Here is a 26,598-nt window from a genome sequence, read left to right on the forward strand (position 1 = left end):
GCGCAGCCTCTTCTTCAGCACCGCCTGCTCACCGGCGTTAACCCCATGCAACTGAAAAACACGCTTGGACGTATCCATGCCAACACGGATAAGCTTTTCCACGGACGGCTCCCTTGTTTGAGATCGCACAACGACCTCATTCTGGCACATCGATGCCGTCGGGGGCCGTCCACCCCATCACGAGTTCCTTTGTGGCAGGCAAACTCGTGGATGCCAAGGCCAAGCCTTGGCATGACGACCGAGTAAGCTGCAAGTCTGGTGCTCCTCAAGCCGTCTTCGCGGCCTTGACCCCGAGCTCTTCCTCCATGGCTTCGCGCATCTTGTATTTCTGGACCTTGCCGGTGACCGTGGTCGGGAAGGCGTCCACGAAGCGGACATAGCGCGGGATCTTCTGGTGGGCGATCTGGCCCTGGCAGAATTGCTGGACCTCCGCCTCGGTCAGGGTCTCGCCGGTGCGCAGGCGCACCCAGGCGCAGAGCTCCTCGCCATACTTGGCGTCGGCGACGCCGAAGACCTGGACGTCCTGGATCTTCGGGTGACGGTAGAGATATTCCTCGACCTCGCGCGGATAGACATTCTCGCCGCCGCGGATCACCAGGTCCTTGATCCGGCCGACGATGTTGCAATAGCCCGCGTCGTCGATCGTCGCGAGGTCGCCGGTGTGCATCCAATGCCCGGCGTCGATCGCCTCGGCGGTCTTGTCGGCCTGGGCCCAGTAGCCGCGCATCACCGAATAGCCGCGGGTGCAGAGCTCGCCCTTTTCGCCGCGCGGCAGGATCTTGCCCTCGGCGTCGATGATCTTCACTTCGACATGGGGGTGGACGCGGCCGATGGTCGAGACCCGGCGCTCGATCGGGTCATCGACCGCGCTCTGGAAGCTGACCGGGCTGGTCTCGGTCATGCCGTAGCAGATGGTCATCTCGCGCACGTTCATCAGCGCCATGACCTTCTTCATCAGCTCGATCGGACAGGGCGAGCCGGCCATGATCCCGGTGCGCAAGCTCGCCATCGAGAATTCCTTGAAGCGCGGATGCTCGAGCTGGGCGATGAACATGGTCGGCACGCCGTAGATCGCGGTGCAGCCTTCGCCGGAGATCGCCTCCAGGCTGGTCAGCGGGTCGAAGCCCTCGCCCGGATAGACCATGGCGGCACCCGTGGTGACCGCCGCCAGGTTGCCCATCACCATGCCGAAGCAATGGTAGAGCGGCACCGAGATGCAGATCTTGTCCGCGGGCGTGAGCGCGCAGCCACGGCCGACGAAATAGCCGTTGTTGAGAATGTTGTGGTGGGTGAGCGTCACACCCTTGGGGTTGCCGGTGGTGCCGCTGGTGAACTGGATGTTGATCGGGTCGTCGAATTGCAAGGTCGCGGCCAGGCCCTTCAGCTCGGCGCGCTGGATGTCGCCGCCGCGTTTGGCGACGTCGGCGAAGGGGATCGTGCCGGGAGAATTGCCGGCGATCTGGATCACCATGCGCAGGTTCGGCAGCTTCGCGGCCTTGAGCGCACCGGCCTTGGCGGTGGCGAGCTCGGGTGCCAACGTGTTCAGCATGCCGATATAGTCGCTGGTCTTGAACTGCGTCGCGGTCACGATCGCCGCGCAGCCCACCAGGTTCAGCGCATATTCCAGCTCGGTCAGTCGGTAAGCGGGATTGATGGTGACCAGGATCAGCCCGGCCTTGGCGGCGGCGAACTGGGTCAGCGCCCATTCGGCACGATTGAGCGACCAGACACCGATCCGCTCGCCCGGCTTCAACCCCAGCGCCAGCAGGCCTGCCGCAAAGGCATCGGCCTGGTCGCGGAGCTCGGCCCAAGTCCAGCGCGTGTCGGTGCCGCGATCGATCAGCGCGGGGCGGTCGGCCCAGGTCGATGCGGCATCATCCAGCGCCTGGCCGATGGTCTTGCCCAAGAGCGGCGTATCGCTGATGCCGCTCACATAACTCATCGCTTGCGTCATCGCATCCTCCCAGAGAGGCGCCCCGTCTGCCGCGGGGCTTGCGCGGAAACTATACTACGCCCCGGCGGCGAGCGCCTGTGCGACCTTGGATGCAGGCGCGCGGTTGAGCTGCTGCAGCACGTTGCGGCCCACCTTCGCGAGCTTGTCGAGATCGATGCCGGTCGCGATGCCCATGCCGTTCAGCATGTAAACGACATCCTCGGTCGCGACGTTCCCGGATGCGCCCTTGGCATAGGGGCAGCCGCCCAGGCCCGCGATCGAGCTGTCGACGACGCCGATGCCCAGCTCCAGGGTCGCAAGGATGTTGGCCAGCGCCTGACCGTAGGTGTCGTGGAAATGCACGGCGAGTTGTTCCATCGGCACGTGCTTCGCCACGGCCTCGATCATGCGCTTGGCCTTCAGGGGCGTGCCCGTGCCGATCGTGTCGCCGAGGGAAATCTCCTCGCAGCCCATCTCGAACAAGGCTTTCGCGACGCGCGCGACCGCTTCCGGCGCGATCTCACCTTCATAGGGACAGCCGAGCACGCAGGAGACATAGCCCCGGACCCGCCGCTCCTGCTCCAGGGCGCGCGCCGCCACCGGGCGGAAGCGGTCGAGGCTTTCGGCGACCGAGCAGTTGATGTTCTTCCTGCTGAAGCTCTCCGAGGCCGCGGCGAAGATCGAGATGTCCTTGGCGCCGGCTGCCTCCGCCGCCTCGAGACCTTGCAGGTTCGGCACCAGGACCGGATAGCGGACGCCGTCTCGTCTCTTCAGGCCCGCCAGCACCGCGGCAGTGTCGGCCATCTGCGGAACCCATTTCGGCGAAACGAAGCTCCCCGCCTCCACCGTCTTGATGCCGGCCGCGACCAGGCCTTCGATCAGCGCGATGCGCGCGGCGACCGAGACCGGCGTCGGCTCGTTCTGCAATCCGTCGCGCGGGCCGACCTCGACGATGCGGACGGAAGACGGCAGGCTCATGCCTCCTCCAGCACCAGCAGCTCGGCGCCGTCGGTCACCTGGTCGCCGGCGGCGAAATGCACGGCCTTCACCTTGCCGTCGCGCGGTGCCTTGACCGCATGCTCCATCTTCATCGCCTCGACGATCGCGAGCACCGCGCCTTTGCTGACCGCCACGCCGGCCACGACCAGAATTTTGGTCACGGTGCCGGGCATCGGCGCCAGGACCCTGCCGGTGGTGGCGGCATTGGATCCGGAAGGACGCCGCGGGTCGATCAGCGCCAGGCGATGCGTGGCGCCGTCGAGGAAGACCAGGCATTCGGCATCGCGCCGCACCACGCGGCCCTTGCAGCGCGTTCCGCCGATTCGCGCCGCGACCGCGGCATCCGCATCCAGCGTCGCATCGGCCTCGACCGTGCCGTCCGGCAGGTCCAGGGCATAGCCCGAAGTTCGGTAGTGCGCGCGGACGGTCAGCACCGCCTCGCCGTGCTGGAAGACGAGATCGGCATAGGCGTCGCGGTTTAAGCGCCAGCCGGGCAGCCGCGCCCAGGGCGAATGGGGATCGCCGGCCTGCGTGACGGCGTCGCGCTCGCCGGCGCGCAACACCGCGAGCGCCGCCAGCGCGAGGGCGTTGACCGGGAGCGGCGGCGGCTCGGGCAGCAGTTCCGCGCGGTGCCGCTCGATGAAGCCGGTATCGACCTTGCCCGCGGCGAAATCCTGCTGCCGCAGGATCGCCTGCAGGAAGTCGAGATTGGTGGCGAGGCCGCCGACTTCGGTGGCGGCGAGGGCGCGGCGCAGGCGTGCGATGGCTTCCGCGCGGTCGGCGCCGTGAGTGATGATCTTGGCGATCATCGGGTCGTAATGGATCGAGACGGCGTCGCCGGCGCGGATGCCGGAATCGACCCGCGCTTCGTCCGGGAAGCGAAGATGATGCAGGGTGCCGGTTTGCGGCAGGAAATCGCGCGCCGGGTCCTCGGCGTAGAGGCGCACTTCCATGGCATGGCCGTGAATCGCGAGATCGCCCTGCCCCTTCGGCAGCTTCTCACCGCGGGCGACCTTGATCTGCCATTCGACAAGGTCGAGGCCGGTGATCGCCTCGGTCACCGGATGCTCGACCTGGAGTCGCGTGTTCATCTCCATGAAGTAGAAGTTCTCGCCTTCCGCAATGAACTCCACGGTGCCGGCGCCGACATAGCCTACCGCCTTGCCCGCTTCCACAGCGGCCTTGCCGATCGCGGCGCGGCGTTCCGCCGACAAGCCCGGCGCCGGCGCTTCCTCGATCACCTTCTGGTGGCGGCGCTGGATCGAGCAGTCGCGTTCGAAGAGATGGATGATGTTGCCGTGAGAGTCGCCGAAGATCTGCGCCTCGATATGGCGCGGCTGGGTCAGGTATTTCTCGACCAGAACGCGGTCATCGCCGAAGGCGTTCGTGGCCTCGCGCTGCGCGGATTCGAGTGCGTCCTTGAACTCGGCGGCGCTGGCGGCGATCTTCATGCCCTTGCCCCCGCCGCCAGCCGAGGCCTTGATCAGCACCGGATAGCCGATCTTGTCGGCGGCCGAATTCAGCACTTTCAGCGACTGGTCGGCGCCGTGATAGCCGGGGACCAGCGGCACGCCCGCCTTCTCCATCAGCGCCTTGGCTTCGCTCTTCGAGCCCATGGCGCGGATCGCGGAGGCCGGCGGGCCGATGAAGATCACGCCGGCCTTGGCGCAGGCTTCCGCGAAACTCGCGTTCTCGGAGAGGAAGCCGTAGCCCGGATGGATGGCGTCGGCGCCGCTTTCTTTCGCGGCTTTGAGGATGTTGGCCTGGTTGAGATAGCTTTCACGCGGCGGTGCGGCGCCGATCTCATAGGCGGCATCGGCGACCGCGACATGCAGCGCGTTGCGATCGGCTTCGGAATAGACCGCGATGCTGCGGATGCCCATGCGTTTCAGCGTGCGGATGATCCGGCAGGCGATCTCGCCGCGGTTGGCGATGAGGACGGTCTCGATCGCCCTCATTGCACCCAGCCCGGCTTGCGCTTCTCCAGGAAGGACGCAACGCCCTCCTTGCCCTCTGCACTCGCGCGGATCGCGGCGATGCGCCGGGCGGTGTCTTCGATGATCTCGGGGCTCGGGGTTTGATCGACGGCGCGGACCAGCAGCTTCGCCGCCGACAAGGCATGCGGCCCCGCCTTGCGGATCGCGTCCAGCCAGTGATCGACGCAGGGGTCGAGCTCGTCCGCGGCGACCACTTCGTGGACGAGGTTCATGGCCAGGGCCTGCTCGGCCGGGAAACGCTCGGCGGTCAGGAACCAGCGTCGCGCCTGGCGCGCACCCATGGCGCGGATGAGATAGGGGCTGATCACCGCGGGGATCAATCCCAGGCGCACCTCGGTCACCGCGAACTCGGCCTCTTTCACCGCCACGGCGAGATCGGCACAGGCGATCAGGCCGATCGCGCCGGCGAAGGCATTGCCATGCACCCGCGCGATCACCGGCTTCGGGCAGGTGTCGATAGTGTGCAGCAACAAGGCGAGGCGGCTGGCATCAGCGAAGTTCTCCGCCTCGTCGAAGCCGGCCATGCGCTTCATCCAGTTCAAGTCGGCGCCGGCCGAGAAGCTCTTGCCGTCGCCGCGCAGCACCACGGCACGGACCGTCTCATCCTCGGCCACGGCGTTGAAAGCGTCGGTCAGCTCGGCGATCAGCGCCTCGTCGAAGGCGTTGTGCACCTCGGGGCGATTCAGCGTCAGGGTCGTGACGCCGTTCTGGGTCTCGACGATCAGACTCACATGCGGAACACGCCGAAGCGTGTCTCCTCTGCCGGCGCGTTGAGGGTGGCGGACAACGCGAGGCCGAGCACGTTGCGGGTCTCGGCGGGATCGATCAGCCCATCGTCCCAGAGCCGGGCCGTGGCGTAATAGGCGTCGCTCTGGCGCTCGTATTGCGCGGCGATCGGCGCCTTGAACTTGGCCTCTTCGTCGGGCGACCATTTCCCGCCCTTGGCCTCGATGCCGTCGCGCTTCACCTGGGCCAGCACGTTGGAGGCCTGCTCGCCGCCCATGACGGCGATGCGGGCATTGGGCCACATCCAGAGGAAACGTGGATCATAGGCGCGGCCGCACATCCCGTAATTGCCGGCGCCGAAGCTGCTGCCGATGATCACGGTGAATTTCGGCACGGCGGCGCAGGAGACCGCGGTCACCATCTTGGCGCCGTCCTTGGCGATGCCGCCGCTCTCGTATTTGCGGCCGACCATGAAGCCGGTGATGTTCTGCAGGAAGACGAGCGGAATGCCGCGCTGGCTGCAGAGCTCGATGAAATGCGCGCCTTTCAGCGACGATTCCGAGAACAGCACGCCGTTGTTGGCGACGATGCCGACCGGATAGCCCCAGATATGCGCGAAGCCCGTCACCAGGGTCGCGCCATAGAGCGGCTTGAACTCTTCGAACTCGGAAGCGTCGACGATCCGAGCGATGATCTCGCGGACGTCATAGGGTTGGCGCGGATCGGCGGAGACAATGCCGTAGATCTCGGCCGGGTCGTAGAGCGGTGCGCGGGGTTCCCGCACTTCAAGGCCGTGGCGCTTCACGCGGTTGAGGTTGGCGACGATACTGCGCGCCTGGCCCAGGGCCTGCGCGTCGTTCTCGGCCATATAGTCGGCGACGCCGGAGGTGCGGGTATGGACTTCGGCGCCGCCGAGATCCTCCGCGGTGACGATCTCGCCGGTCGCGGCCTTCACCAGCGGTGGGCCGCCGAGGAAGATGGTCGCCTGGTTCTTCACCATGATGGTCTGGTCGGCCATGGCGGGGACATAGGCGCCGCCGGCGGTGCAGCTGCCCATCACCACCGCGATCTGCGGGATGCCGGCGGCGGACATCTGGGCCTGGTTGTAGAAGATCCGGCCGAAATGCTCGCGGTCGGGAAAGACCTCGTCCTGGTTCGGCAGGTTGGCGCCGCCCGAATCCACCAGATAGATGCAGGGTAGATGGTTGGCCTGCGCGATGGCTTGCGCGCGCAGGTGTTTCTTCACCGTCATCGGATAATAGGTGCCGCCCTTGACCGTCGCGTCATGGGCGACGATCAGGCATTCGCGGCCCGAGACCCGGCCGATGCCGGTGATCATGCCGGCGCAGGGCACCTCGTCCTCATACATGCCCCAGGCGGCGAGTTGCGAAAGTTCCAGGAAGGGCGAGCCGGTATCGATCAGGGTGCGGACCCGATCGCGGGGCAGCAGCTTGCCGCGTTTCAAATGCCGCTCGCGCGCGGTGGCACCGCCGCCTGCGGCGACCTTATCGACATTGCGCTTGAGGGTCGCCACCGCCTGCGAGAGCGCCTCGTGGTTCTGGCGAAAGCTCTCCGATCGCCGGTCCAGACTGGTTTCCAAACGCGCCATGGGCTCTCCCTGAATCGGCGCATCCTAGCGGTCTGCCGCCGCGAAAGTCACGCTGCGCCGCAGCAATTGCGAAATATTGCGTCCCGCCCGCCCCGCGAAACAACAAAGCGTCCGGCGGGTTGATGGAATACGCAAGGACCTTCGCGGGCTTCGTGATTAGATTGCGGAGAAATCGGCAAAGGCCCCTGCGACTCGGAGAGCGCGCAACCCATGCTCATTTCCCCCATCCGCGATGGCGTCCGGCTGGACGACCCGTACACGAAGACCACCGGTCGCGTGCTGATGAGCGGCATCCAGGCGCTGGTCCGACTTCCCATGGTCCAGAAGCGTCGCGACCGGGCCGCCGGCCTCAACACCGGCGGCTTTATTTCGGGTTATCGCGGCTCGCCCTTGGGCGGCTACGACACCGCACTGGGCAAGGCCAAGAAGTTCCTCGCCGCGCATGACGTGATCGCACAGCCGGCGGTGAACGAGGATCTGGCGGCAACCGCGATCTGGGGCACGCAGCAGGTGGGCTTGTGGCCCGGCGCCACCAAGGACGGCGTCTTCGGCATCTGGTACGGCAAGGGCCCGGGCGTCGACCGCTCGGGCGACGTGCTGAAACACGCCAATGCCGCCGGCACCTCCAAACATGGCGGCGTGCTCTGCCTCGCCGGCGACGACCACGGCGCCAAGTCCTCCTCGATCCCGCACCAGTCGGACCATGCCTTCATGTCGGCGGTGATCCCGGTGCTCTACCCATCAAGCGTGCATGAATTCGTGCGGATGGGGCTGCTCGGTCTGGCGATGTCGCGCTATTCCGGTTGCTGGGTGGCGATGAAGGTTCTCTCGGACACGATCGAGTCCAATGCGGTGGTCGATCTCGACCAGGAAGAATGTTCCTTCATCGAGCCGCCGAATTTCGTGATCCCGCAAGGCGGCTTGCATATCCGCTGGCCGGACGACCGCTGGTCGCAGGACCATCGGCTGCAGACCTACAAGGCTTATGCCGCGATCGAGTTCGGCAGCGTCAACGGCGTCGACCGCCTGATCATCGACGCGAAGCGGCCGCGCTTCGGTATCGTCGCCTCGGGCAAGGCCTATGAGGATGTGCGCGAGGCGTTGCAGCAGCTCGGCGTCGACCGGGAGACCGGCGAGGCGATCGGCTTGCGCCTGTTCAAGGTCGGCATGCCCTGGCCGCTGGCGCCGCACGGCATCCGGCAATTCTCCGAGGGACTGGAAGAAGTCCTGATCATCGAGGAGCGGCGCGAGATCATCGAGAACCAGATCAAGCAGGCTTTGTTCAACTGGAAGAGCGACGTCCGCCCGCGCATCGTCGGCAAGTTCGACGAGAAGGAAGTGCCCTTCCTGCCGCTCGACCGCGAGCTTTCGGAAAGCCTGGTCGCCCAGGCGATCGTCGCGCGCCTCATGAAGATGAGCATCCCCGACGACATCAAGGCGCGGCTGCAGGAGCGCCTCGCCTGGTTCACCGAGCGCGAGCAGCGTCTCAAGGGCTACACGCCGATCGTCAACCGGATGCCGCATTACTGCCCGGGCTGCCCGCACAACACCTCGACCAAGGTGATCGAGGGCAGCCGCGCCGCCGCCGGCATCGGCTGCCATTTCATGGTGCAGTGGATGGACCGCCGCACCGAGACCTTCACCCATATGGGCGCCGAGGGCATCACCTGGATGGGCATCTCGCCCTTCACCACGGAGAAGCATCTCTTCACCAATCTCGGCGACGGCACCTATTTCCACAGCGGCATCCTCGCGATCCGCCAGGCGGTCGCCGCCAAGATCAACATCACCTACAAGCTGCTCTATAACCAGGCTGTGGCGATGACCGGCGGCCAGCAGGTCGATGGCGAGCTCTCGCTGGGCCAGCTGGTACAGCAGATCCGGGCGGAGGGCGTGCAGCACATCACGGTGCTGAGTGATGATGTCGATGAACTGCCGATCGGCGAATTCCCGGCCGGTGTCACCATCCATCCCCGCGAGCATATGGACCGCGCGATGGAGGAGTTTCGCGAGATCGAGGGCTGCTCGGTCATCGTCTACGACCAGGGCTGCGCCGCGGAGCTGCGTCGCAAGCGTCACCGCAACCTGGCGCCGGAGCCGGAAGAGCGGGTGTTCATCAATCATGCGGTCTGCGAAGGCTGCGGCGATTGCTCGGTGCAGAGCAATTGCATCGCGATCGAGCCCAAGGAAACGCCGCTGGGCCGCAAGCGGGAGATCAACCAGTCGGCCTGCAATGTCGATCTCTCCTGCCTGAAAGGCTTCTGCCCCTCCTTCGTGACGATCAAGGGTGTGCAGCCGCGGAAGGGCGAAGGCATCTCGCTGGGGGATGACGAGCTGCCGGAGCCGCCGGCGGCAGGGGTCCTGGACACGCCGTTCAACATCGCGGTGACCGGGATCGGCGGCACGGGTGTCCTCACCATCGGCGGCATCATCGGCATGGCGGCGCATCTGGACCAGAAGGCCGCGATGGTGCTGGAAGTGGCGGGCCTGGCGCAGAAGGGCGGCGCGGTCATCTCGCATATCCGCCTCTGCAGCGATCCCGACCATATCTCGACCCCGCGCATCGCCGGCGGCAGCGCCGACCTGCTGCTGGCGGCGGATTCCGTGGTGGCGATCTCGCGGGAGAGCATGGAGATGCTCTCGAGTGGGCGCACCGCCGCGATCGTCAACGGGCATAATGCGCCGGTCTCCGCCTTCGTGCGCGACCGCGACTTCGACTTCCGCCAGGATGCGGTCCTGCAGGCGATCAAGGATTCGGTGAAGCCGGGCCTGCGGATCGTCGATTTCCACCGTTTCGCCACCAAGGTGATCGGCGACGCCATTGCGTCGAACATGATGATGGTGGGCTATGCCTGGCAGCTTGGGCTGCTGCCCTTGTCGGAAGCGGCGCTGATGCGGGCGATCGAGATGAACGGCGTCGCCATCGCCATGAACAAGACCGCCTTCCGCTGGGGCCGCGTCGCCGCCGCCGATCTGGAACGGGTCGCCGACCTGCTGGTGCCGGCGAAGGATGAGCGCGCCGTCGCCGACATGACGCTGGACGAGATCGTCTCGCACCGGGCGCAGCACCTCACCGCCTATCAGGACGCGGCGCTGGCGGAGAAGTATCGCGCCGCGGTGTCGCGCATCCGCGCCGTCGAGAGCAAGCTCGGCAGCGAGGCGCTGACCCGGGCGGTCGCCATCAACTACGCCAAGGTGCTGGCCTATAAGGACGAGTATGAGGTCGCGCGGCTGCTGACCGATCCGGGCTTCGAGCAGGAGCTGAGGGAGACTTTCGAGGGTGACGGCAAGCTCAGCTTCCACTTGGCGCCGCCGCTGATCTCGAAGGAGGACCCGGATCTCGGGCGGCCGAAGAAGAAACGGTTCGGCGAAGGGATGCGGCTGCCGCTGAAATGGGTCGCGCGGATGAAGGGCTTGCGCGGGACCGCGCTCGATTTCTTCGGTAAGACCGAGGAGCGGCGGCGGGAACGCGGTCTGATCAAGACCTATGAGACGATGCTGGACGAGGTCGCCGGGTCGCTCAGCGCCGAGAACAAGTTCGCGGCGATTGCGCTGGCATCCGCGCCGGACCAGGTGCGGGGCTTCGGGCCGGTGAAGATGGCGGCCTTCGCGAAGTTCGATGCGCAATGGCCGCAGCTCCAGGCGCGCTATCGCGGGGTTCGCAAGGAGGCGGCCGCCTCTGCTAAGGTCGAGAAGCAGCCGGCGCTTTAGGGGGATAGGATGCGCAATTCGGGAAGCACGCTCGATTTCGACCTGGGCGACATGGTCGGCGCGCTGCGCAACCAGGTCGAAGCCTTCGCCGCCAAGGAGATCGCGCCGCGGGCGGCGGAGATCGACGCCAAGAACGAATTCCCGATGGATCTCTGGAAGAAGTTCGGCGATCTCGGCGTGCTCGGTATCACCGTCGAGGAGGAATATGGCGGCGCCGGGCTCGGCTATCTCGAGCATACGGTGGCCATGGAGGAGATCTCCCGCGCCTCCGCCTCTGTGGGCCTTTCCTATGGCGCGCATTCCAATCTCTGCGTCAACCAGATCCGCCGCAACGGCAATGCCGAGCAGAAGAAGCGTTACCTGCCCAAGCTGATCGACGGCACCAATGTCGGCGCGTTGGCCATGAGCGAGCCGGGTTCCGGCTCCGACGTCGTCTCGATGAAGCTCAAGGCCGAGAAGAAGGGCGACCGCTACGTCCTCAACGGCAACAAGATGTGGATCACCAACGGGCCGGATGCCGACGTGCTGGTGGTCTATGCCAAGACCGACCCGGCGGCCGGATCCAAGGGGATCACCGCCTTCCTGATCGAGAAGGGGTTCAAGGGATTCTCGACCGCGCAGAAGCTGGACAAGCTCGGCATGCGCGGCTCCAACACCTGCGAGCTGGTGTTCCGGGATTGCGAAGTGCCGGCGGAGAATGTGCTGGGCGAGGTCGGCAAGGGTGTCCGGGTGCTGATGTCCGGGCTCGATTACGAGCGCGCGGTGCTGGCGGCGGGGCCGATCGGGATCATGCAGGCGGCGCTCGACGTCGCCATCCCCTATGTGCATGAGAGGAAGCAGTTCGGGCAGTCGATCGGCAGCTTCCAGCTGGTGCAGGGCAAGCTCGCCGACATGTACACGACGCTCAACGCGAGCCGGGCCTATGTCTACGCGGTGGCCAAGGCCTGCGACCGCGGCCAGACTACACGCAAGGACGCGGCGGGCGCGATCCTGTTCGCGGCCGAGGCGGCGACTCGCGTGGCCCTGGACGCGATCCAGCTGCTCGGCGGCAACGGCTATATCAACGACTACCCGACCGGGCGGCTGCTGCGCGACGCCAAGCTCTATGAGATCGGCGCCGGCACCTCGGAAATCCGCCGCATGCTGATCGGCCGCGAGCTGTTCGAGGAGACCGCCTAGGCGCGCCTCCAGGCCCAGGGCAGCAGGGCGCAGGCCAGCGCGATCTTCACCACCTCGGCCAGCAGGAAGGGCACCAGGCCGCCGGCGATCGCGGCCCCGATCCCGGTGATGGTCGAGAGCCAGGCCACGCCGCAGACGAAGATCGCGATATCGCCGGCGATGAAGATCGCCGCGGCCGTGGCGATGTTGCGCCCGAGACCGCGATCGGCGAGATGGCCGACCAGGCCGGCCGCAACCAGGAAGCCGAAGAGATAGCCGGCGGTGGGTCCAGCGAGGATGGCGAGGCCGCCGCCCGCGGCGAAGAACGGCAACCCGGCCGCACCTTCCACCAGGTAGGCGGCGACGGTCGCCAGCGCGAGGTTGCGGCCGTAGACCGCGCCGATCATCAGCACGACGAAGGTCTGCATGGTCATCGGCACCGGCCAGAACGGCACTTTCACATGCGCCGAAGCCGCCAGCAGCAGGCTGCCGGCCATGACCAGCGCAGCCTGCTTCACGAGGTTGGTGGTGGCGCCGGACCAGAGCTTGTCGGCGAGGGTGAGTTGCATGATCGGGTCCTTGCTATTCGGTGAGAGTCATTGCGGGGCACCCCCACCCCAGCCCTCCCCCGAAGACGGGGGAGGGAGGGGCAAGCGAGGCGCGAAGCCCTCCCCCAGCTTTGGGGGAGGGTTGGGAGGGGGTGCCGCAAGCTCGATGCATCTTTCAGTTCAACGCGGCGCGGACTTTGCCGAGCAGCGCCTCGCGGTCGTGCCGGGCCTGCAGCGCGCCGTTCATGTCGACCTTCACGAACTTCGCGGGCGTATGCGGCTGCAGCTGCCCGATCAGGTCCATGTCGGCGGAGATCACGGTGCCGACCATGAAATAGCCGCCGCCGGAGACCGCGTCCCGGTGCAGCACGATCGGCTCGGTGCCGCCCGGCACCTGGATCGAGCCGTAGGGATAGCAGGCATCGACGATGTTGGAGGGATCGCTGCCGGCGCCGAAGGGCTGTTTGCGCGGCACGAACTCCAAGGGCTTGCCGCCCTTGAAGCGGTAGCCGATGCGGTCGGCCTCCGGCGCCACTTTCCAGGTGTCGGCGAAGAATTGCGCACCGGCGCCGTCGGTGATGCGGTGCCAGTAGAGGCCGGGCACCATCCGGAGCTCGGCCGGATTGCCGGGCAGACGGCGCAGATTGGCCGGGACCGAGCGGCCTTCTTTCGCCGCGCCGGCGACGCCGCCGACGTTGAGCGAATCGCCGGCGGCGAGCTTGCGGCCTTCATGGCCGCCGAGTGCGCCGAGCGTATAGGTCGAGCGCGAACCCAGCACGACGGGCACATCGATGCCGCCCTGGACCGCTATATAGGCGCGGGCGCCGATTTTGAGGAAATCGAAGCCGAGGGTCTGGCCGGCCTTCACCTTGAAGGCGGTCCAGGTCGGCTGCACCGCGCCATCGACCTTCGGCGGCAGCTCGGCGCCGGTGACGGCGACGATGGCGTCCACGGTGAATTGCAGCTCCGGTCCCATGAAGACGGCTTCGAGCACCGCCGCACCCTCCTCGTTGCCGACCAGCATGTTGGCGGCGCGCAGCGAGAAGCGATCCATGCCGCCGGAGAGCGGGATGCCGAGATGATAGTAACCGGGACGGCCGAGATCCTGGACCGTGGTGGAGAGCCCGGGGTTGACGACTTTAATGGCCATAGAGGACCCCCATGAGCTTCTTGTTGGTGCCGTCGATGTCCTTCTGGAACTCGTCCAGCGAGAAGGTGACGTCGCGGATCAGCGGCGTGAACTTGCCGGTCTCGACGTCGGCGACCGCGGCATCATAGGCGGCACGGTCGATCGGCTTCCATTTCACGATGTCGCCGGGGCGGAAGAAGACCATGAAGTCGCGCAGATACTTGATCTTCTGCTGCGGGTCGTAGATCGGCATCGGCGTGATGCCGAACATCTGATAGCCGCCGGCGCCGCGCACCGAATAGATGCAGCCAAAGCAGCCGCCATGACCGACCGTCAGTTTCGGCGTGTCGGTGCGGGGGCGGAGATATTTCGGCACCTCGATCTGCCGCTTCCGGTCCACCATCTGGTAAAGGAAGGGCAGGCCTGCAACGAAGCCGACCATGGAGACGAACCAGGGCGCACCCGAATGCGCCTTCACGAAGCCATCGACGCCGTCGAGGTTGTTGATGCGCGCGGCGTATTCGATGTCGGTGCTCTTCGGGTCCTGGTGGCGCTCGCGGAAGCGCATCAAGGTCTCGTGGGTCCAGGGATCGTTGTAGAGGACCGGGATCTCGACGATGCGGGTCTTGATGCTGGACTCCGCCTTCTCGGCAGCACCTTCCAGCCGCTTCAGCTCGGCCAGCATCTCGTCCGGCTTGATCACGTCGGGATCGAACTTGATCTGGAAGGAGGCATTGGCCGGGCAGATCTCGGTGACGCCCTTGATCTTGCTCTCCTTCACCGCCGTGGTCATCGAGAGGCTCTTGAAGAAGGCCTCCAGCGACATCTCCTCGTCCACCTCGACGAAGATATGCTCGTCGCCGCCAAAGGAATATCGGGTCTTCATCGCCCCACCTCCGCCTCTTCGTTCATTCCGCGGCGAGCTTCGCCGAGTTGTTCTCCAGCCAGCCTTCCAGCCAGCGCGTGTGGAAATCCGCCTTGGCGACCGCCGGGTCTCCCGCCAGCGCCAGATGCAGCGGCCGCGTGGTCTTCACACCGCCGATCTCCAATTCATGGAGCGCGCGCGTGAGACGCGCGATCGCGGCCGGGCGGTCCTCGTCCCAGACGATCAGCTTGCCGAGCAGCGAATCGTAGAACGGCGGGATCGTGTAGCCGGCATAGAGCAAGGTGTCGAAGCGCACGCCGTTGCCGCCGGGAACGCGCAGGGTCGCCACCGTGCCGGGGCCGGGCATGAAATTCTCCGCCGGGTCTTCGGCATTGATGCGGACCTCGATCGCATGGCCTTGCATCTTGATGTCGCTCTGCTTCAGCTTCAGTTTTTCGCCACCGGCGATCTTCAGCATCTCGCGCACCAGGTCGACGCCGGTGATGAACTCGGTCACCGGGTGCTCGACCTGGATCCGGGTGTTCATCTCGATGAAATAGAAGTCGCCGCTGGCGTCATCGTAGAGATACTCGAGCGTGCCGGCGCCGCTGTAATGCACCGATTGCGCCAGGTCGACCGCCGAGGCGCAGAGCTTGGCGCGGACCGAAGCCGGGAGGCTGACCGAGGGCGCCTCCTCCCAGACCTTCTGGCGGCGGCGCTGCAGCGAGCATTCGCGTTCGAAGCAATGCACCGCGCGATGGCCGTCGCCGAGGATCTGCACCTCGATATGGCGGGCGCGCTCGATCACCTTCTCCAGATAGAGCCCGCCGTCGCCGAAGGCCGCAAGCGCCTCGGCTTTTGCCTGGGGCACCAGGCGCTCAAATTCCTCCTGGTTGGTCGCGATGCGGATGCCGCGGCCGCCGCCGCCGGCCGCCGCCTTGATCATGATCGGGAAACCGGTGTCGGCGATGACCCGCCGCGCGGTCTCCAGATCGTCGACGCGGCCGTCGCTGCCGGGGACGGTCGGGACGCCGGCGCGCATCGCCGCCTCCCGCGCCGCCACCTTGTCGCCCATCATGCGGATCGCATTGGCGCTGGGCCCGACGAAGATAAGGCCGGCGACCGCGCAGGCATCGGCGAACTCGGCATTCTCGGCCAGGAAGCCATAGCCGGGATGGACCGCGTCGGCCCCGGTCTTCTTGGCGGCATCGATGATCGCGGGGATGTTGAGATAGGATTTCGCGGCCTGGGGCGGGCCGATGGCGATCGCCTCGTCGGCCAGCTTCACGGCCAGCGATTCGGCATCGGCGGTCGAATGGACCTGCACCGTCCGGATGCCGAGCTCGCGCGCGGCGCGGATGATGCGGACCGCGATCTCGCCGCGATTGGCGATGAGGAGCTTCTTTATCGGCATGTCACGCGAGATCGGCGAGGGGCTGACCGGCCATGACGGCGTCTTCGTTCTCGACCAGGAATTTCGCGATCTTGCCCGCTTCGGTCGCCTTCACCTCGTTGAAGGACTTCATCACCTCCACGAGGCCGATGACGTCGCCGACCGCGACGCTGTCGCCCTCGTTCTTGTAAACCGGCTGGTCGGGCGACGGCCGGCGGTAGAAGGTGCCGGGCAGCGGCGACAGGATCTGTTTGGCCATTTCTTTCCCTCTTTGAAATCGCTTAAGCCGCACTCAGATACGGCTTGATCGCCGCGCGGACGGCCTGGCAGAGCTCGACGGCGTTCGGTGTGTCGGAATGGACGCAGATGGTGTCCGCCCCCACCGCGATGTCCTTGCCGCCGACGCTCTTTACCTTGCCTTCCTTGATGGCGCGGATCGCCTTGGCGGCGGCTTCCTTCGCATCCTTGGCATCGTGCTCGCGGGTGATGATCAGGCCGCCGTCGTCATTATAGTCGAGATCGACATAGAACTCGGCGATCATCTTGTGGCCGCGCTCGGTGTAGATCTTCTCATGGAGCGTGTTGATCATGCCCATCAGCGGCACCTTGAAGACATCGGCCGCGTCGGCCACGGCGTGGGCGGCATGCTCCATCCGCGCCGCCATGCCGTAGAGCGAGCCATGCGGCTTGATGTGGTAGAGCTGCATGCCCTCGGCCTCGAGGAAGCCCTTCAGCGCGCCCACCTGGTAGATGATGCAGTTGGCCAGTTCCTCGCGGCTGATCTTCATCTCGCGGCGGCCGAAGCCCTGCAGGTCGGGCAGCGAGGGATGGGCGCCGACCTTGACGCCGTTCTTCTTGGCGCTGCGCACGGTCTTGCGCATGTGGTTGAAGTCGGAGGCGTGGAAGCCGCAGGCGACGTTGGCGACGGTGATCAGCGGCATGATCGCGTCGTCGTCGCCCATCTTGTAGAGGCCGAAGCTTTCGCCCATGTCGCAGTTGATCAATGCCATTTCTTCTTTCCTCCCTAAGCCTTCCGGCCGATCAACCGGCGGCGGAATTCATCGGCGAAAGCGGCGAAGATGAGGATCGCGCCGGTGACGCCGATCTGCAGATACGAGTTCACGCCCGATAGATTCATGCCGTTCTCGATCACGCCGAAGAACACGGCGCCGAGCACGACATAGGGCACGCTGCCGGTACCGCCGCGCAAGGAGACGCCGGCGATGACGCAGGCGGCGATCGATTGCAGCGGCATGCTGGTGCCGATATTGGCCTCGCCGGTTTCCATCCGCGCGGTGAGCAGCAGGCCGGCGATGCTGGTCAAGCCGGCGCAAACCGCGTAGGCCATGAACAGGGTCAGCCGCGTGTGGACTCCCGACAGCGCCGCCGCCTTCAGATTGCCGCCGACCGCGTAGAAATGGCGGCCGAGACGGGTCCAGTTCAGCAGGATATAGGCGGCGATGGCGATGATGACGGCGACCCAGACCGGCGCCTTGAGCCCCCAGAAGCCGCCCGAGCCGAAGGTGTCGGCGAACGCATAGGGGATGCCGCGCACCGGCGTGCCGGAGGTCAGGTAAAGCGCCGCGCAGAAGCCGACCGAGGCCATGCCGAGCGTCACGATGAAGGGCGAGACGCCGAGCAGCGCAACCCCGATCCCGTTCACCACGCCGACCGCGAGACCGCAGAGGAAGCCGATCGGCGCACCGACGGCAATGGCCAGCCAGGGCTGGTCGGGATAAGCGGCGGCCATGCCGGCCATGCCGAGCGCGCTGGTGACCGAGGTCACCGCCAGGGTCGAGCCGACCGAGAGGTCGAAGCCGGCGGTGAGCATCACGATCATCTGCCCAAGCGCCACGATGGTGAGATAGCTGGTCTGCCGCAGCACATTGGCGATGTTGTTGAAGGTGAAGAAGTTGTCCGAGAGCAAGGAGAACAGCACCAGTGCGATCAGGAGCAGGATCGGCAGCACGCCGATGCTCAAGAACAGCCGCAGCAGAAGCTGGGTCTTGGCCTGTTGGTCCGATGGGATGGCCTGCTGCATCGTCACGTCTGACTCCTAGGCGGCTCTCTCGAAGAAATGGCTGAGGACGCGGTCCTCGGTGATCTGGCTGCCCTGCAGCTCGACCTGCACCGAGCCCCGGAACATCACATAGGCGCGGTTGCACAAGTGCAGCACTTCCGGCAGGTCGGAGGAGATCAGCAACACGCCGGCGCCGGCCTCGCAGAGATCGGCGATCAGGCGGTAGATCGCGACCCGCGTGGAGACATCGACGCCGACGGTCGGCTCGTCGAAGACGAAGAGCTTCACGTCGCGGGTCAGCATCTTGGCGATCAGCACCTTCTGCTGGTTGCCGCCGGAGAAGGCCGCCATCTCGCGCTGCAGGTCGAAGGGCGCCAGCTTCAGCTGCTCGGCCAGGCGCGTGACCGTGTCCTTCTCGCGCCGGCGTTTCAGGAAGACGTTGCCGGAGAATTGCGGCAGGTGCAGCGACGGCAGCGAGGTGTTCTCGATGGTGCTGCGCGCCAGGACCAGGCCTTCCTTGTGACGGTCCGGCGGCAGGTAGGAGAAGCCGGCGTCGAGCATGCGGCGGGTCTTCCAGCTGGTCACGTCCTGGCCGTCGAACATCACGCGGCCTTTGGCGACCGGGAGGAGTCCATAGCAGGCGCGCGCCACTTCCGACTTGCCACAGCCCACGAGGCCGGCGATGCCGACGATCTCGCCGGCCTTCACCTCGAGGCTGACGTCGCGCACGCTGTTATCGGCCGTGGTCAGGCGCTCGATCGAGAGCAGGCTGCGCGCCGGGGCGTAGTTCACCTTGGGGAAGACCTGGGAGATCGGGCGACCGGACATCATCTGGATGAGGGTCGCTTCGTCGGCGGCATGGGCATCGACCAGGCCGACCTTGCGGCCGTCGCGCAGCACCGTGACGCGGTCGGCGATGCGGCGGAGCTCGATCATGCGGTGGGTGATGTAGATGATGCCGACGCCGCGGGCCTTGGCCTGGCGGATGAGGGCGAACAGGCTCTCGGTCTCTTTCTCCGTGAGCGAGGCGGTCGGTTCGTCGAGGATCAGCACCGAGAGATCGGATCGGAAGGCCTTGGCGATCTCGACCATCTGCTGCTCGGCGCGGGAGAGCTCCTGCACCCGGCGGTCGGCGCCCAACGGAAAGCCGAGCCGCTCCAGCAGTTCGCGGGCGCGCTTCAACTCGCTGCGGCGGTCGAGGAAGCCGTGACGCATGGGCTCGTCGCCGAGGAACAGGTTCTCGGCCACGGTCAGTTGCGGCACCAGGGAGAATTCCTGGAACACCGCGGAGATGCCGCGCGACCGCGCAGCACCCACATCGGCCAGCGTGAGCGGCGCGCCGCGGAATCGGATCTCGCCGCGGGTGGGCGTGTTGGCGCCGGCCAGGATCGAGATCAGCGTGGATTTGCCGGCGCCGTTCTCGCCGAACAGGGCGTGGACCTCGCCGGGGCGCAGTTCGAAATCGACATCGACGAGCGCGTCGACGCCGGGATAGTGCTTGGAAAGACCCTTGGTCTCGATCAGCAGCGTCCCGGCGCCGCTTGTGGGGGCGGCGCCGGGCTGCACGGCAATCGCGTCAGGGTTAGGCGCGATCACGGGTCGCTTCTACTCGACCGAGAATTCCGGCTTGAAGCCATCCGGCGCCAAGGAGGAGTCGCGGTCGAAGCTGTTCACGTTGGTGGAGTCGATCACGTAGAGCGCGGGCCCGACGTGTTTCTGGAACTCCTTGCCTTCGAGGATGCGGACCGCCTGATCGACGGCGACCCGGCCCTGGATGACCGCGGAGTCGGTCGGCGCGGCGAGGATGCGGCCGCGCTTGATGCCTTCAAAGACGCCCGGGGTGAAGTAGTAGGAGAGAATCTTCACCTTGTCCTCGAGGCCGCGGTCGCGGACCAGCTGCATGGCGGCTTCCGCGGTGACCGCGGTGCCGACGATGTAGTTGATGTCGGGATGCGCGGTCAGCGCATCTTCGAGCAAGGCGAGCTGCGCTTCCTTGCCGGTATCACCGTATTTGGTGTCGACGACCTCGATCGCGCCCGCCTTCACCGCCTCGGTGAAGCCGGTGTTGCCGGCCTCGACCCAGCCTGCGCCGGCGGGTCCGGGGAACCAGGCGACCTTCGCCGCCTCGCCGCCCTTCGGGTGCAGCTTCACCAGGTATTCGCCGGTCTTGCCGCCCATCTCTCCGAAGGAGACCAGCGACTTGGCCGAGAGCTTGTCCGATGAGATGCCGTTGATGACGTCGATCACCGGGATCTTCTTGTCGGCGAGCTGGCCGACCAGGCCGTTCAATCCGTCGAAGGAGATCGCGCCGATGATCACCGCCTGCGCCCCGCCGGCGACGCAGTTCTCGATCTGGCTGATCTGCTTGTTGAGCTCGGTATAGCCGCCGGCCTCCAGCACCTGCATGGCGACGCCGGTGCGCTTGGCCTCGGCGATCACGCCGTAATCGACCGCCAGCCAGTAATCGTCCTTCATATGCGGGAAGGAGACGCAGAGCTTGTGCTTGGCCGCGGCCTTCTCGACCGGGGAATAGTCCATCGAATGGCGGGCACTCGCCATGTCGAAGCTGTCCCAGACCTCGATCTTGTACGGATACCAGTCGGCGGCGAGTGCCACGGCGCTCGCCGATACCAGGACAGCGGCGCCCGCTGCCAATTGCAGTGAGAATTTCATCTTCGACTCCCTTGCCCTTCCCTGTGGGGACGAACGCCCCCTTGACCCGGCTGCCTTTGCCGGAATCCATCGCGGCGTTGTGCACCGCCGCATTTGTCACGATTTGGCGGGGCCGGCTGGATATTTGTAAAGGGCGATATTTTGAAATAGGATTTCGGAAAATCCGAAACCTCAATGGAACGGCGAAACGCGGCTTTCCCGCGCCCGTCGGAGTGAGTCTGGAATGAGTTTAAATCTCCGTCAGATCCGTTATTTCGTCGCAGCCGCGGAAGCGGGCAAGGTGGTGGCGGCGGCTTCCGCGGTCGGCATCTCGCCTTCGGCGATCACCGAGGCGATCCAGGATCTGGAGGAGACCGTCGGCACGCCTTTGGTCACGCGCCATCGCGACGGCATCAAGGTGACCTATGACGGCTATGTCTTCCTGCAGCATTGCCGGAACATCCTCTCGGCGCTGACTGCGGCGACTTCCGCGGTGGGCCAGCACCGGCCGCGCGTCGCCGGGCCGCTTTCGATCGGCGTCACCATCACGGTGGCGGGCTATTTCCTGGCCGCCCCGCTGGCGCGTTTCCGGCGCAGCTTCCCGGAGGTCGAGGTCAACATCCGGGAGCTCGGCCGCAACGTGATCGAGAAGCAGCTGGCGCAGGGCCAGCTCGACATCGGAATCGTGCTGGTCTCCAACCTGGAGCGTGGCGACGAGCTCGCGACCGCGACCCTGGCGAAATCGCGCCGGCGGCTGTGGACCGCGACCGGCCATCCGCTGCTCGGCAAGCCGCGCGTGACGCTGAAGGATGTGGCGAAGGAGCCCTATATCCAGCTCTCGATCGACGAGGCGGCGGCGACCACCCTCACCTATTGGTCAAAGTACAAGCTCAAACCCAACGTCATCTTCCAGACGGATTCGGTCGAGGCGGTGCGCAGCCTGGTCGCGACAGGCACCGGCATCACGATCTTGTCCGACATGGTCTATCGACCCTGGTCGCTGGAAGGCGACAAGCTGGAATCGCGCGAGATCGCGGCGGCGATTCCCACCATGGACGTCGGCCTGGCCTGGTCGAGCACGGCAACCTTGCCGGCGCCGGCAAAAGCCTTCATCGAGTTCTGCCGGATGGAATTCCTCTCCGGCAACCCGCGCTCCATGACTCTTTGAAAGACGACTGCACCGCAGCATTGGTTCGGCGTTGACTCGTCCTCGGGTGAATCGATAGCGTCTGGCGTCTGCTGGTATGATAGGTAGACCAATAATGCTTTCGAGGGCGAGAAGCACGACAATCCGGCGGCGCCGGCTTTATGAGGATGTCGCCTCGGGGCTGGAGGCGATGATCCGCGAGGGCGCGCTTTCGCCCGGCGATGCGCTCCCTTCCGAGCGCGAGCTCACCCAGCAATTCGGCGTCGGGCGTACCGCGGTGCGCGAGGCGCTGTTCCATCTGCAGAAGATGGGCGTCATCGAGCTGAAATCCGGCGAGCGGGCCAAGGTCACGCGCCCCACGCCCGAAGTGATGATGGAAGGCCTGGCCGGCGCCGCGCGGCACATGCTGGCCGAGCCCGACGGGGTGCGGAAGTTCCAGGAAGCGCGCAACTTCTTCGAGATCGGCCTGGCGCGGCATGCCGCCAAGCACGCGACCGATTCCGATATCCGGGCGCTGGCGGACGCGCTGGATCACAACCGGCAATGCATCGGCGACCTCGCCAAGTTCGAGCGGAGCGACGTGGCGTTCCATTACGTGCTGGCGCTCATTCCGCAAAATCCGATCTTCACCGCCATGCATTCCGCGATCGCCGAATGGCTGGTTGAGCAGCGGCATGTGACGCTGGCCTATCCGGGGCAGAACAAGATCGCCTATCGCGCCCACAAGACCATCTATGACGCGATCGCGGCGCGCGACCCTGACCGTGCCGAGCGGGTGATCAAGGCGCATCTCGACCAGGTCTCCAACGCCTATTGGCGGGCCGTGGCCGAGAACGGCGGCGGGGAGGCGCGCAAGTGAGCTTCGTGATCGTCGTGGACTTCAAGGTAAAGCCCGGCCAGATGGCGGCCTTCCGCAAGCTGATCGACGACAATGCGCGGGCCTCGGTCAAGGATGAGCCGGGCTGCAGCCGCTTCGACGTCTGCGCCAACCGCAAGGACGCGGAACGCATCCTGCTCTACGAGATCTACGACGATCGCGCCGCTTTCGACGCGCATCTGAAGACCCTGCATTTCGCGGTCTTCAACGAGGCGAGCGCGCCGCTGGTCGCCGACAAGACCGTCGCCGAATACGACCTCGTCTGCGAGGGATCCGCCGCGTAAGCGGCCAAGAAATCCGGTGCCGAACGGTACCGTAAAGGGAGGGTTCGAGTATGAGCGACCGCGGCCTCAAGGCCATGGCCGGCAAGAGGAAGGCCAAGTTCGGGCATTTCGTCGTCGAGTTCGCGACGCCGGGCATCGGCCATATCCTGAAGTCGGCCGGCTGCGACTTCGTGCTGTTCGACCTCGAGCATTCCGGCTTCGGCTTCGAGACCGTGAAGAGCGCGCTGCGCTATTTCGAGGCGGCCGATCTGCCGGTGATCGTGCGCGCGCCGTCCAAGGAGTATCACCACATCGCCCGCGCCTGCGACATGGGCGCCGAAGGCGTGATGCTGCCGATGGTGAGCGGCGCCAAGGAAGCGCGCCACATCCTCGACTGCATGAAATATACGCCGGACGGCAAGCGCGGCGTGGCTTTGCAGGTGGCGCATGACCGCTACCGTCCGGGCGCCGTCAGCGACAAGTTCAAGGCCGCCAATGCCCGCACCACCCTCTTTTGTCAGATCGAGACCGCGGAAGGCGTGAAGAACGCCGACGAGATGGCGCGGATGGACGGCGTCGATTGCCTCTGGGTCGGGCATTTCGACCTCTCGGTCTCGCTGGGGATCCCCGGCCAGTTCGACAATCCGAAATTCCTGAAAGCCATCGACACGGTCGCCAATGCCACCGCGAAGCACGGCAAGTCGCTGGGCCGCCTGGTGCCCAATGTCGAAACCGGTATCGAATTGAGCTCTCGCTGGGGCTTCGACTTCATCTGCTATTCCGGCGACGTCTGGGTGCTGCACAACGCGCTGCAGGAGGCGGTGACCAAGCTGCGGGCCGGCTGCAAGGGAAAGAAGAAATGACGGCTCCTTTCCGCGTCGCGCTGTCCGGAGATTTCAAGAAGGCCGACGGTTCGCCGACCTTCCCGGATTTCGACGTGCAGCCGCTGATCGACACGAAGAACGTCGAGGTCGCCTATATCGGCGCCGACAGCCCGTTGAAGGCGGAGCAACTCGCCGATTTCGACGCGCTGATCCTGCTGGTGCCGCGCTTCGGCAAGGAGAGCATCCATCCGAACGGCCGGCTTTCGGTGGTGGCGCGGTTCGGCGTCGGCTATGACAGCGTCGACGTGCAGGCCTGCACCGATGCCGGGATCGCGCTGGCGATCACGCCCGATGGCGTGCGGCGGCCGGTGGCGGTCTCGATCATCGCCTTCATGCTGGCGCTGACCGGCAAGATGCTGATCAAGGACAAGCTGACCCGCGAGGGCCCGGACGGCTTCAACCGCCGCGGCCAGCATATGGGCGTCGGCCTGGTCGGCCGGACGCTGGGCGCGCTCGGCATCGGCAATATCGGCGCCGAGCTGTTCCGCATGGCGCAGCCCTTCGACCTGAAGTTCATCGCCCACGATCCCTTCGCCGACAAGGCCGTCGCTAAGGAGCTGGGCATCGAGCTAGTCAGCCTGGAAGACGTGTTCCGCCGCGCCGACGTGCTCTCGGTCAACTGCCCGCTGACGCCGGAGACGCACCACCTGGTGAATGCCGAGCGGCTGGCGCTGATGAAGCCGACCGCTTACCTGATCAACACCGCGCGCGGTCCGATCGTCGACCAGAAAGCGCTCACCAAGGTGCTGCAGGAGCGGAAGATCGCCGGCGCCGGGCTCGACGTCTTCGAAGTCGAGCCGGTGCCGGCCGACGAGCCGATCCTGAAGCTGGACAACGTGATCGTGGCACCGCACGCTCTGTGCTGGACCGATCAGTGTTTCGCCGGCAACGGCGCCGCCGATGTGAAGGCGGTGCTCGACGTGATGAAAGGTGAAGTGCCGCGCGGCGTGGTTAATCGTGCGGTCCTGGATCAGCCGCGCTTCAAGGCGCGGCTGGAGGCATTCAAGGCCCGATACGGCGGCTGAACAACGCCGACGGGCCGTTGGAGAGAATTCCCGCCGCCGGGCGAGGCCAGGCAGGGGGGAATCGCGGGGCAATCGCGCGTGGGCGATGGCCTAACACTGGGAGGATAGGATGAGTCTCATCAAGAAGATGTCCTGGGTGGGCGCCGTTGCCGGCGTCGCCCTGGCGGGAGCGGCCGCATGGTCACCACCCGCATCGGCCGAGAGCGCGGCGGAAGTCGCGGTCAAGGCGGCGCAGCAATACAAGGGCCAGACCATCACCATCGTCTGGGAAGCGGGCCTGCAGGCGCTCGATCCGCTGAACTTCTCCGGCCCGAAATGGGAAGAACTGACCGGCATCAAGGTGAAGGTGGTCGAAGTGCCGATCGCCGAGATGTTCACCAAGATCATGCAGGACTACCGTTCCGGCGCCGGCGCCTATGACGCGCTGAACGTGGTGCCGTCCTGGATGCCGGATCTCGCCAATGCCGGCGCGCTCGAGCCGCTCGATCCCTATGTCGAGAAATACGGCTACGGCCCGGAACTGCAGACGATCGCGCCGACCTATCGCGACAACCAGATGAAGGTCGGCGACAAGATCTTCGGCTTCCCCGACGACGGCGACGTCTTCGTGATGTACTACCGCAAGGACATCTTCGAAGACCCGAAGATCAAGGAAGAGTTCAAGGCCAAGGCCGGCCGCGACCTGACGGTGCCGAAGACCTGGGCCGAGTTCGACGAAGTCGGCCAGTTCCTGACCGACAAGCTGCAGCCGAAGGTCTACGGTGCCTCCTTCTTCCGCCAGCCGCCTTACACCATGTTCATGTTCGAGGAGCGTTTCCGCGTCGAGGGCGGCAAGTTCTTCGATGCCGATACCATGAAGGCGACCATCAACTCGGACGTCGGCGTCAAGGTTCTCACCGACATGCGGAACGAGAACAAGTTCATGCCGCCGGGAGTCGAGCAGTTCGGCTTCGTCGAGAACCTGGCCGCCTTCCTGTCGGGCCAGACGGCGATGACCATCTCCTGGCCGCCCTACGGCCGCTGGGCCGCGGGCTACGGCACCGACGAGAAAGCGCTGAGCTGGGTGCCGAAGTCCACGATCGCCGGCAAGGTGGGCTATGCCCTGCCGCCGGGAGGCCATCCGCAGCTCGCGGCCGGCTTCTCGCTCTCGGTCTCCTCGACGTCGAAGAACAAGGAAGCGGCCTATCTGTTCATCCAATGGCTGAACAGCGAGGATATCAGCATGCAGCGCGTCATGCTGCCGACCGCATTGCGCGATCCGTTCAGGGACTCGCACTTCACCAGCACCGAGTACCAGAACAAGTGGCCCGAGGCGAAAGAGTATCTCGCGACGCTCGGCGAAGGTGCCAAGGCCGGTCTCGCCGATCTCTCCCTGCTGCAGACCGACAAGTATGAAGAGGTCCTGCGCCAGATGGTCGGCAAGCTCTGGGGCGGCGAGGATCCGAAGGCGATCCTCGATGCGGCCGCCGCGGAGTGGGACGCCATCACCGACAAGATCGGCGTCGACAAGCAGAAGGCGGCCTACAACACCTGGGCGGCCAATTCGGGCGCCTATCCGAAGTAAGCGTGAGTAGGCCTGAATGAACCGAGTCTGGGGCACCCCCACCCAACCCTCCCCCGCAGTCGGGGGAGGGCTTCTTTCTTCTCACTCCCCCAACTTTG

22 protein-coding genes and 1 pseudogene are annotated in these 26,598 nt (G+C 65.8%); 8 read left to right on the plus strand and 15 right to left on the minus strand.

From position 1 onward, the window contains the following. The 6 genes and pseudogenes from ACH2CY_RS27355 to ACH2CY_RS27380 all read right to left on the minus strand — a co-directional run. Window positions 1-102, minus strand: a pseudogene (locus ACH2CY_RS27355) (IS110 family transposase); the annotation flags it as partial. Window positions 103-265: 163 nt separating this feature from the next. Continuing rightward, the gene (locus ACH2CY_RS27360) at window positions 266-1,954 is read right to left on the minus strand and encodes an AMP-binding protein (RefSeq protein WP_395023155.1); all 1,689 of its coding nucleotides are present in this window, start codon (window positions 1,952-1,954) and stop codon (window positions 266-268) included. 54 nt (window positions 1,955-2,008) lie between these two features. Next, the gene (locus tag ACH2CY_RS27365; RefSeq protein WP_395023156.1) at window positions 2,009-2,911 is read right to left on the minus strand and encodes a hydroxymethylglutaryl-CoA lyase; all 903 of its coding nucleotides are present in this window, start codon (window positions 2,909-2,911) and stop codon (window positions 2,009-2,011) included. After that, window positions 2,908-4,890, minus strand: coding sequence for an acetyl/propionyl/methylcrotonyl-CoA carboxylase subunit alpha (locus ACH2CY_RS27370; RefSeq protein ID WP_395023157.1), 1,983 nt, complete (start codon window positions 4,888-4,890; stop codon window positions 2,908-2,910). Before ACH2CY_RS27370 ends, ACH2CY_RS27365 begins: the two co-directional genes overlap by 4 nt. After that, window positions 4,887-5,660: an enoyl-CoA hydratase/isomerase family protein gene (locus ACH2CY_RS27375; RefSeq protein ID WP_395023158.1), complete on the minus strand. Its 774-nt coding sequence runs from the start codon at window positions 5,658-5,660 to the stop codon at window positions 4,887-4,889. Before ACH2CY_RS27375 ends, ACH2CY_RS27370 begins: the two co-directional genes overlap by 4 nt. Beyond that, window positions 5,657-7,264, minus strand: coding sequence for a carboxyl transferase domain-containing protein (locus ACH2CY_RS27380; protein ID WP_395023159.1), 1,608 nt, complete (start codon window positions 7,262-7,264; stop codon window positions 5,657-5,659). The genes ACH2CY_RS27375 and ACH2CY_RS27380 overlap by 4 nt, the downstream gene beginning before the upstream one ends. Before the next feature lie 210 nt (window positions 7,265-7,474). Between ACH2CY_RS27380 and ACH2CY_RS27385 the strand changes: the two genes are divergently transcribed. Further along, window positions 7,475-10,975 (plus strand): indolepyruvate ferredoxin oxidoreductase family protein, encoded by a 3,501-nt coding sequence (locus ACH2CY_RS27385; protein WP_395023161.1) that lies wholly within the window; start codon window positions 7,475-7,477, stop codon window positions 10,973-10,975. A gap of 9 nt (window positions 10,976-10,984) precedes the next feature. Beyond that, window positions 10,985-12,154 carry an isovaleryl-CoA dehydrogenase gene (locus ACH2CY_RS27390; protein ID WP_395023163.1) on the plus strand — a complete coding sequence of 390 codons (1,170 nt, stop codon included), beginning with the start codon at window positions 10,985-10,987 and terminating at the stop codon, window positions 12,152-12,154. On the opposite strand, the gene ACH2CY_RS27395 is transcribed toward ACH2CY_RS27390, so the two are convergent. From ACH2CY_RS27395 to torT, 9 genes are all read right to left on the minus strand, one after another. After that, a complete protein-coding gene (locus ACH2CY_RS27395; RefSeq protein WP_395023164.1) occupies window positions 12,151-12,702 on the minus strand; it encodes a biotin transporter BioY in 552 nt (183 codons plus the stop codon). The two genes, ACH2CY_RS27390 and ACH2CY_RS27395, sit on opposite strands and share 4 nt — an antisense overlap. A gap of 154 nt (window positions 12,703-12,856) precedes the next feature. Continuing rightward, window positions 12,857-13,831, minus strand: a complete 975-nt coding sequence (locus ACH2CY_RS27400; RefSeq protein ID WP_395023165.1) for a biotin-dependent carboxyltransferase family protein — start codon at window positions 13,829-13,831, stop codon at window positions 12,857-12,859. Then, on the minus strand, window positions 13,821-14,696 hold the full coding sequence (locus ACH2CY_RS27405; protein ID WP_395023166.1) for an allophanate hydrolase subunit 1: 876 nt from the start codon (window positions 14,694-14,696) through the stop codon (window positions 13,821-13,823). The genes ACH2CY_RS27400 and ACH2CY_RS27405 overlap by 11 nt, the downstream gene beginning before the upstream one ends. 22 nt (window positions 14,697-14,718) lie before the next feature. Further along, on the minus strand, window positions 14,719-16,089 hold the full coding sequence (locus tag ACH2CY_RS27410) for an acetyl-CoA carboxylase biotin carboxylase subunit (RefSeq protein WP_395023167.1): 1,371 nt from the start codon (window positions 16,087-16,089) through the stop codon (window positions 14,719-14,721). A 1-nt stretch (window position 16,090) separates the two neighbouring features. Beyond that, entirely contained in the window at window positions 16,091-16,327 is a 237-nt protein-coding gene (locus ACH2CY_RS27415) for an acetyl-CoA carboxylase (protein ID WP_395023168.1), read from the minus strand. 22 nt (window positions 16,328-16,349) lie between these two features. Next, window positions 16,350-17,078: a 5-oxoprolinase subunit PxpA gene (gene pxpA / locus ACH2CY_RS27420; protein ID WP_395023169.1), complete on the minus strand. Its 729-nt coding sequence runs from the start codon at window positions 17,076-17,078 to the stop codon at window positions 16,350-16,352. A 14-nt stretch (window positions 17,079-17,092) separates the two neighbouring features. Next, the gene (locus ACH2CY_RS27425; protein WP_395023182.1) at window positions 17,093-18,109 is read right to left on the minus strand and encodes an ABC transporter permease; all 1,017 of its coding nucleotides are present in this window, start codon (window positions 18,107-18,109) and stop codon (window positions 17,093-17,095) included. Between the two features lie 15 nt (window positions 18,110-18,124). Further along, window positions 18,125-19,684, minus strand: a complete 1,560-nt coding sequence (locus ACH2CY_RS27430) for a sugar ABC transporter ATP-binding protein (protein ID WP_395023170.1) — start codon at window positions 19,682-19,684, stop codon at window positions 18,125-18,127. A gap of 9 nt (window positions 19,685-19,693) precedes the next feature. Next, window positions 19,694-20,761 carry a TMAO reductase system periplasmic protein TorT gene (gene torT / locus ACH2CY_RS27435; RefSeq protein ID WP_395023171.1) on the minus strand — a complete coding sequence of 356 codons (1,068 nt, stop codon included), beginning with the start codon at window positions 20,759-20,761 and terminating at the stop codon, window positions 19,694-19,696. Between the two features lie 223 nt (window positions 20,762-20,984). Between torT and ACH2CY_RS27440 the strand changes: the two genes are divergently transcribed. From ACH2CY_RS27440 to ACH2CY_RS27465, 6 genes are all read left to right on the plus strand, one after another. Beyond that, the gene (locus tag ACH2CY_RS27440; protein WP_395023173.1) at window positions 20,985-21,908 is read left to right on the plus strand and encodes a LysR substrate-binding domain-containing protein; all 924 of its coding nucleotides are present in this window, start codon (window positions 20,985-20,987) and stop codon (window positions 21,906-21,908) included. A gap of 94 nt (window positions 21,909-22,002) precedes the next feature. Then, window positions 22,003-22,746 (plus strand): transcriptional regulator NanR, encoded by a 744-nt coding sequence (gene nanR, locus ACH2CY_RS27445; RefSeq protein WP_395023174.1) that lies wholly within the window; start codon window positions 22,003-22,005, stop codon window positions 22,744-22,746. Further along, window positions 22,743-23,048, plus strand: coding sequence for a putative quinol monooxygenase (locus ACH2CY_RS27450; protein ID WP_395023175.1), 306 nt, complete (start codon window positions 22,743-22,745; stop codon window positions 23,046-23,048). The genes nanR and ACH2CY_RS27450 overlap by 4 nt, the downstream gene beginning before the upstream one ends. 50 nt (window positions 23,049-23,098) lie before the next feature. Further along, window positions 23,099-23,890, plus strand: coding sequence for an HpcH/HpaI aldolase/citrate lyase family protein (locus ACH2CY_RS27455; RefSeq protein WP_395023176.1), 792 nt, complete (start codon window positions 23,099-23,101; stop codon window positions 23,888-23,890). Further along, entirely contained in the window at window positions 23,887-24,936 is a 1,050-nt protein-coding gene (locus tag ACH2CY_RS27460) for an NAD(P)-dependent oxidoreductase (protein ID WP_395023178.1), read from the plus strand. Before ACH2CY_RS27455 ends, ACH2CY_RS27460 begins: the two co-directional genes overlap by 4 nt. 109 nt (window positions 24,937-25,045) lie before the next feature. Next, window positions 25,046-26,500: an ABC transporter substrate-binding protein gene (locus ACH2CY_RS27465; protein ID WP_395023180.1), complete on the plus strand. Its 1,455-nt coding sequence runs from the start codon at window positions 25,046-25,048 to the stop codon at window positions 26,498-26,500. The last annotated feature ends 98 nt before the right edge of the window (window positions 26,501-26,598 follow it).

The sequence above is a fragment of the Dongia sp. genome, assembly GCF_041905885.1.
Lineage (GTDB): Bacteria > Pseudomonadota > Alphaproteobacteria > Dongiales > Dongiaceae > Dongia.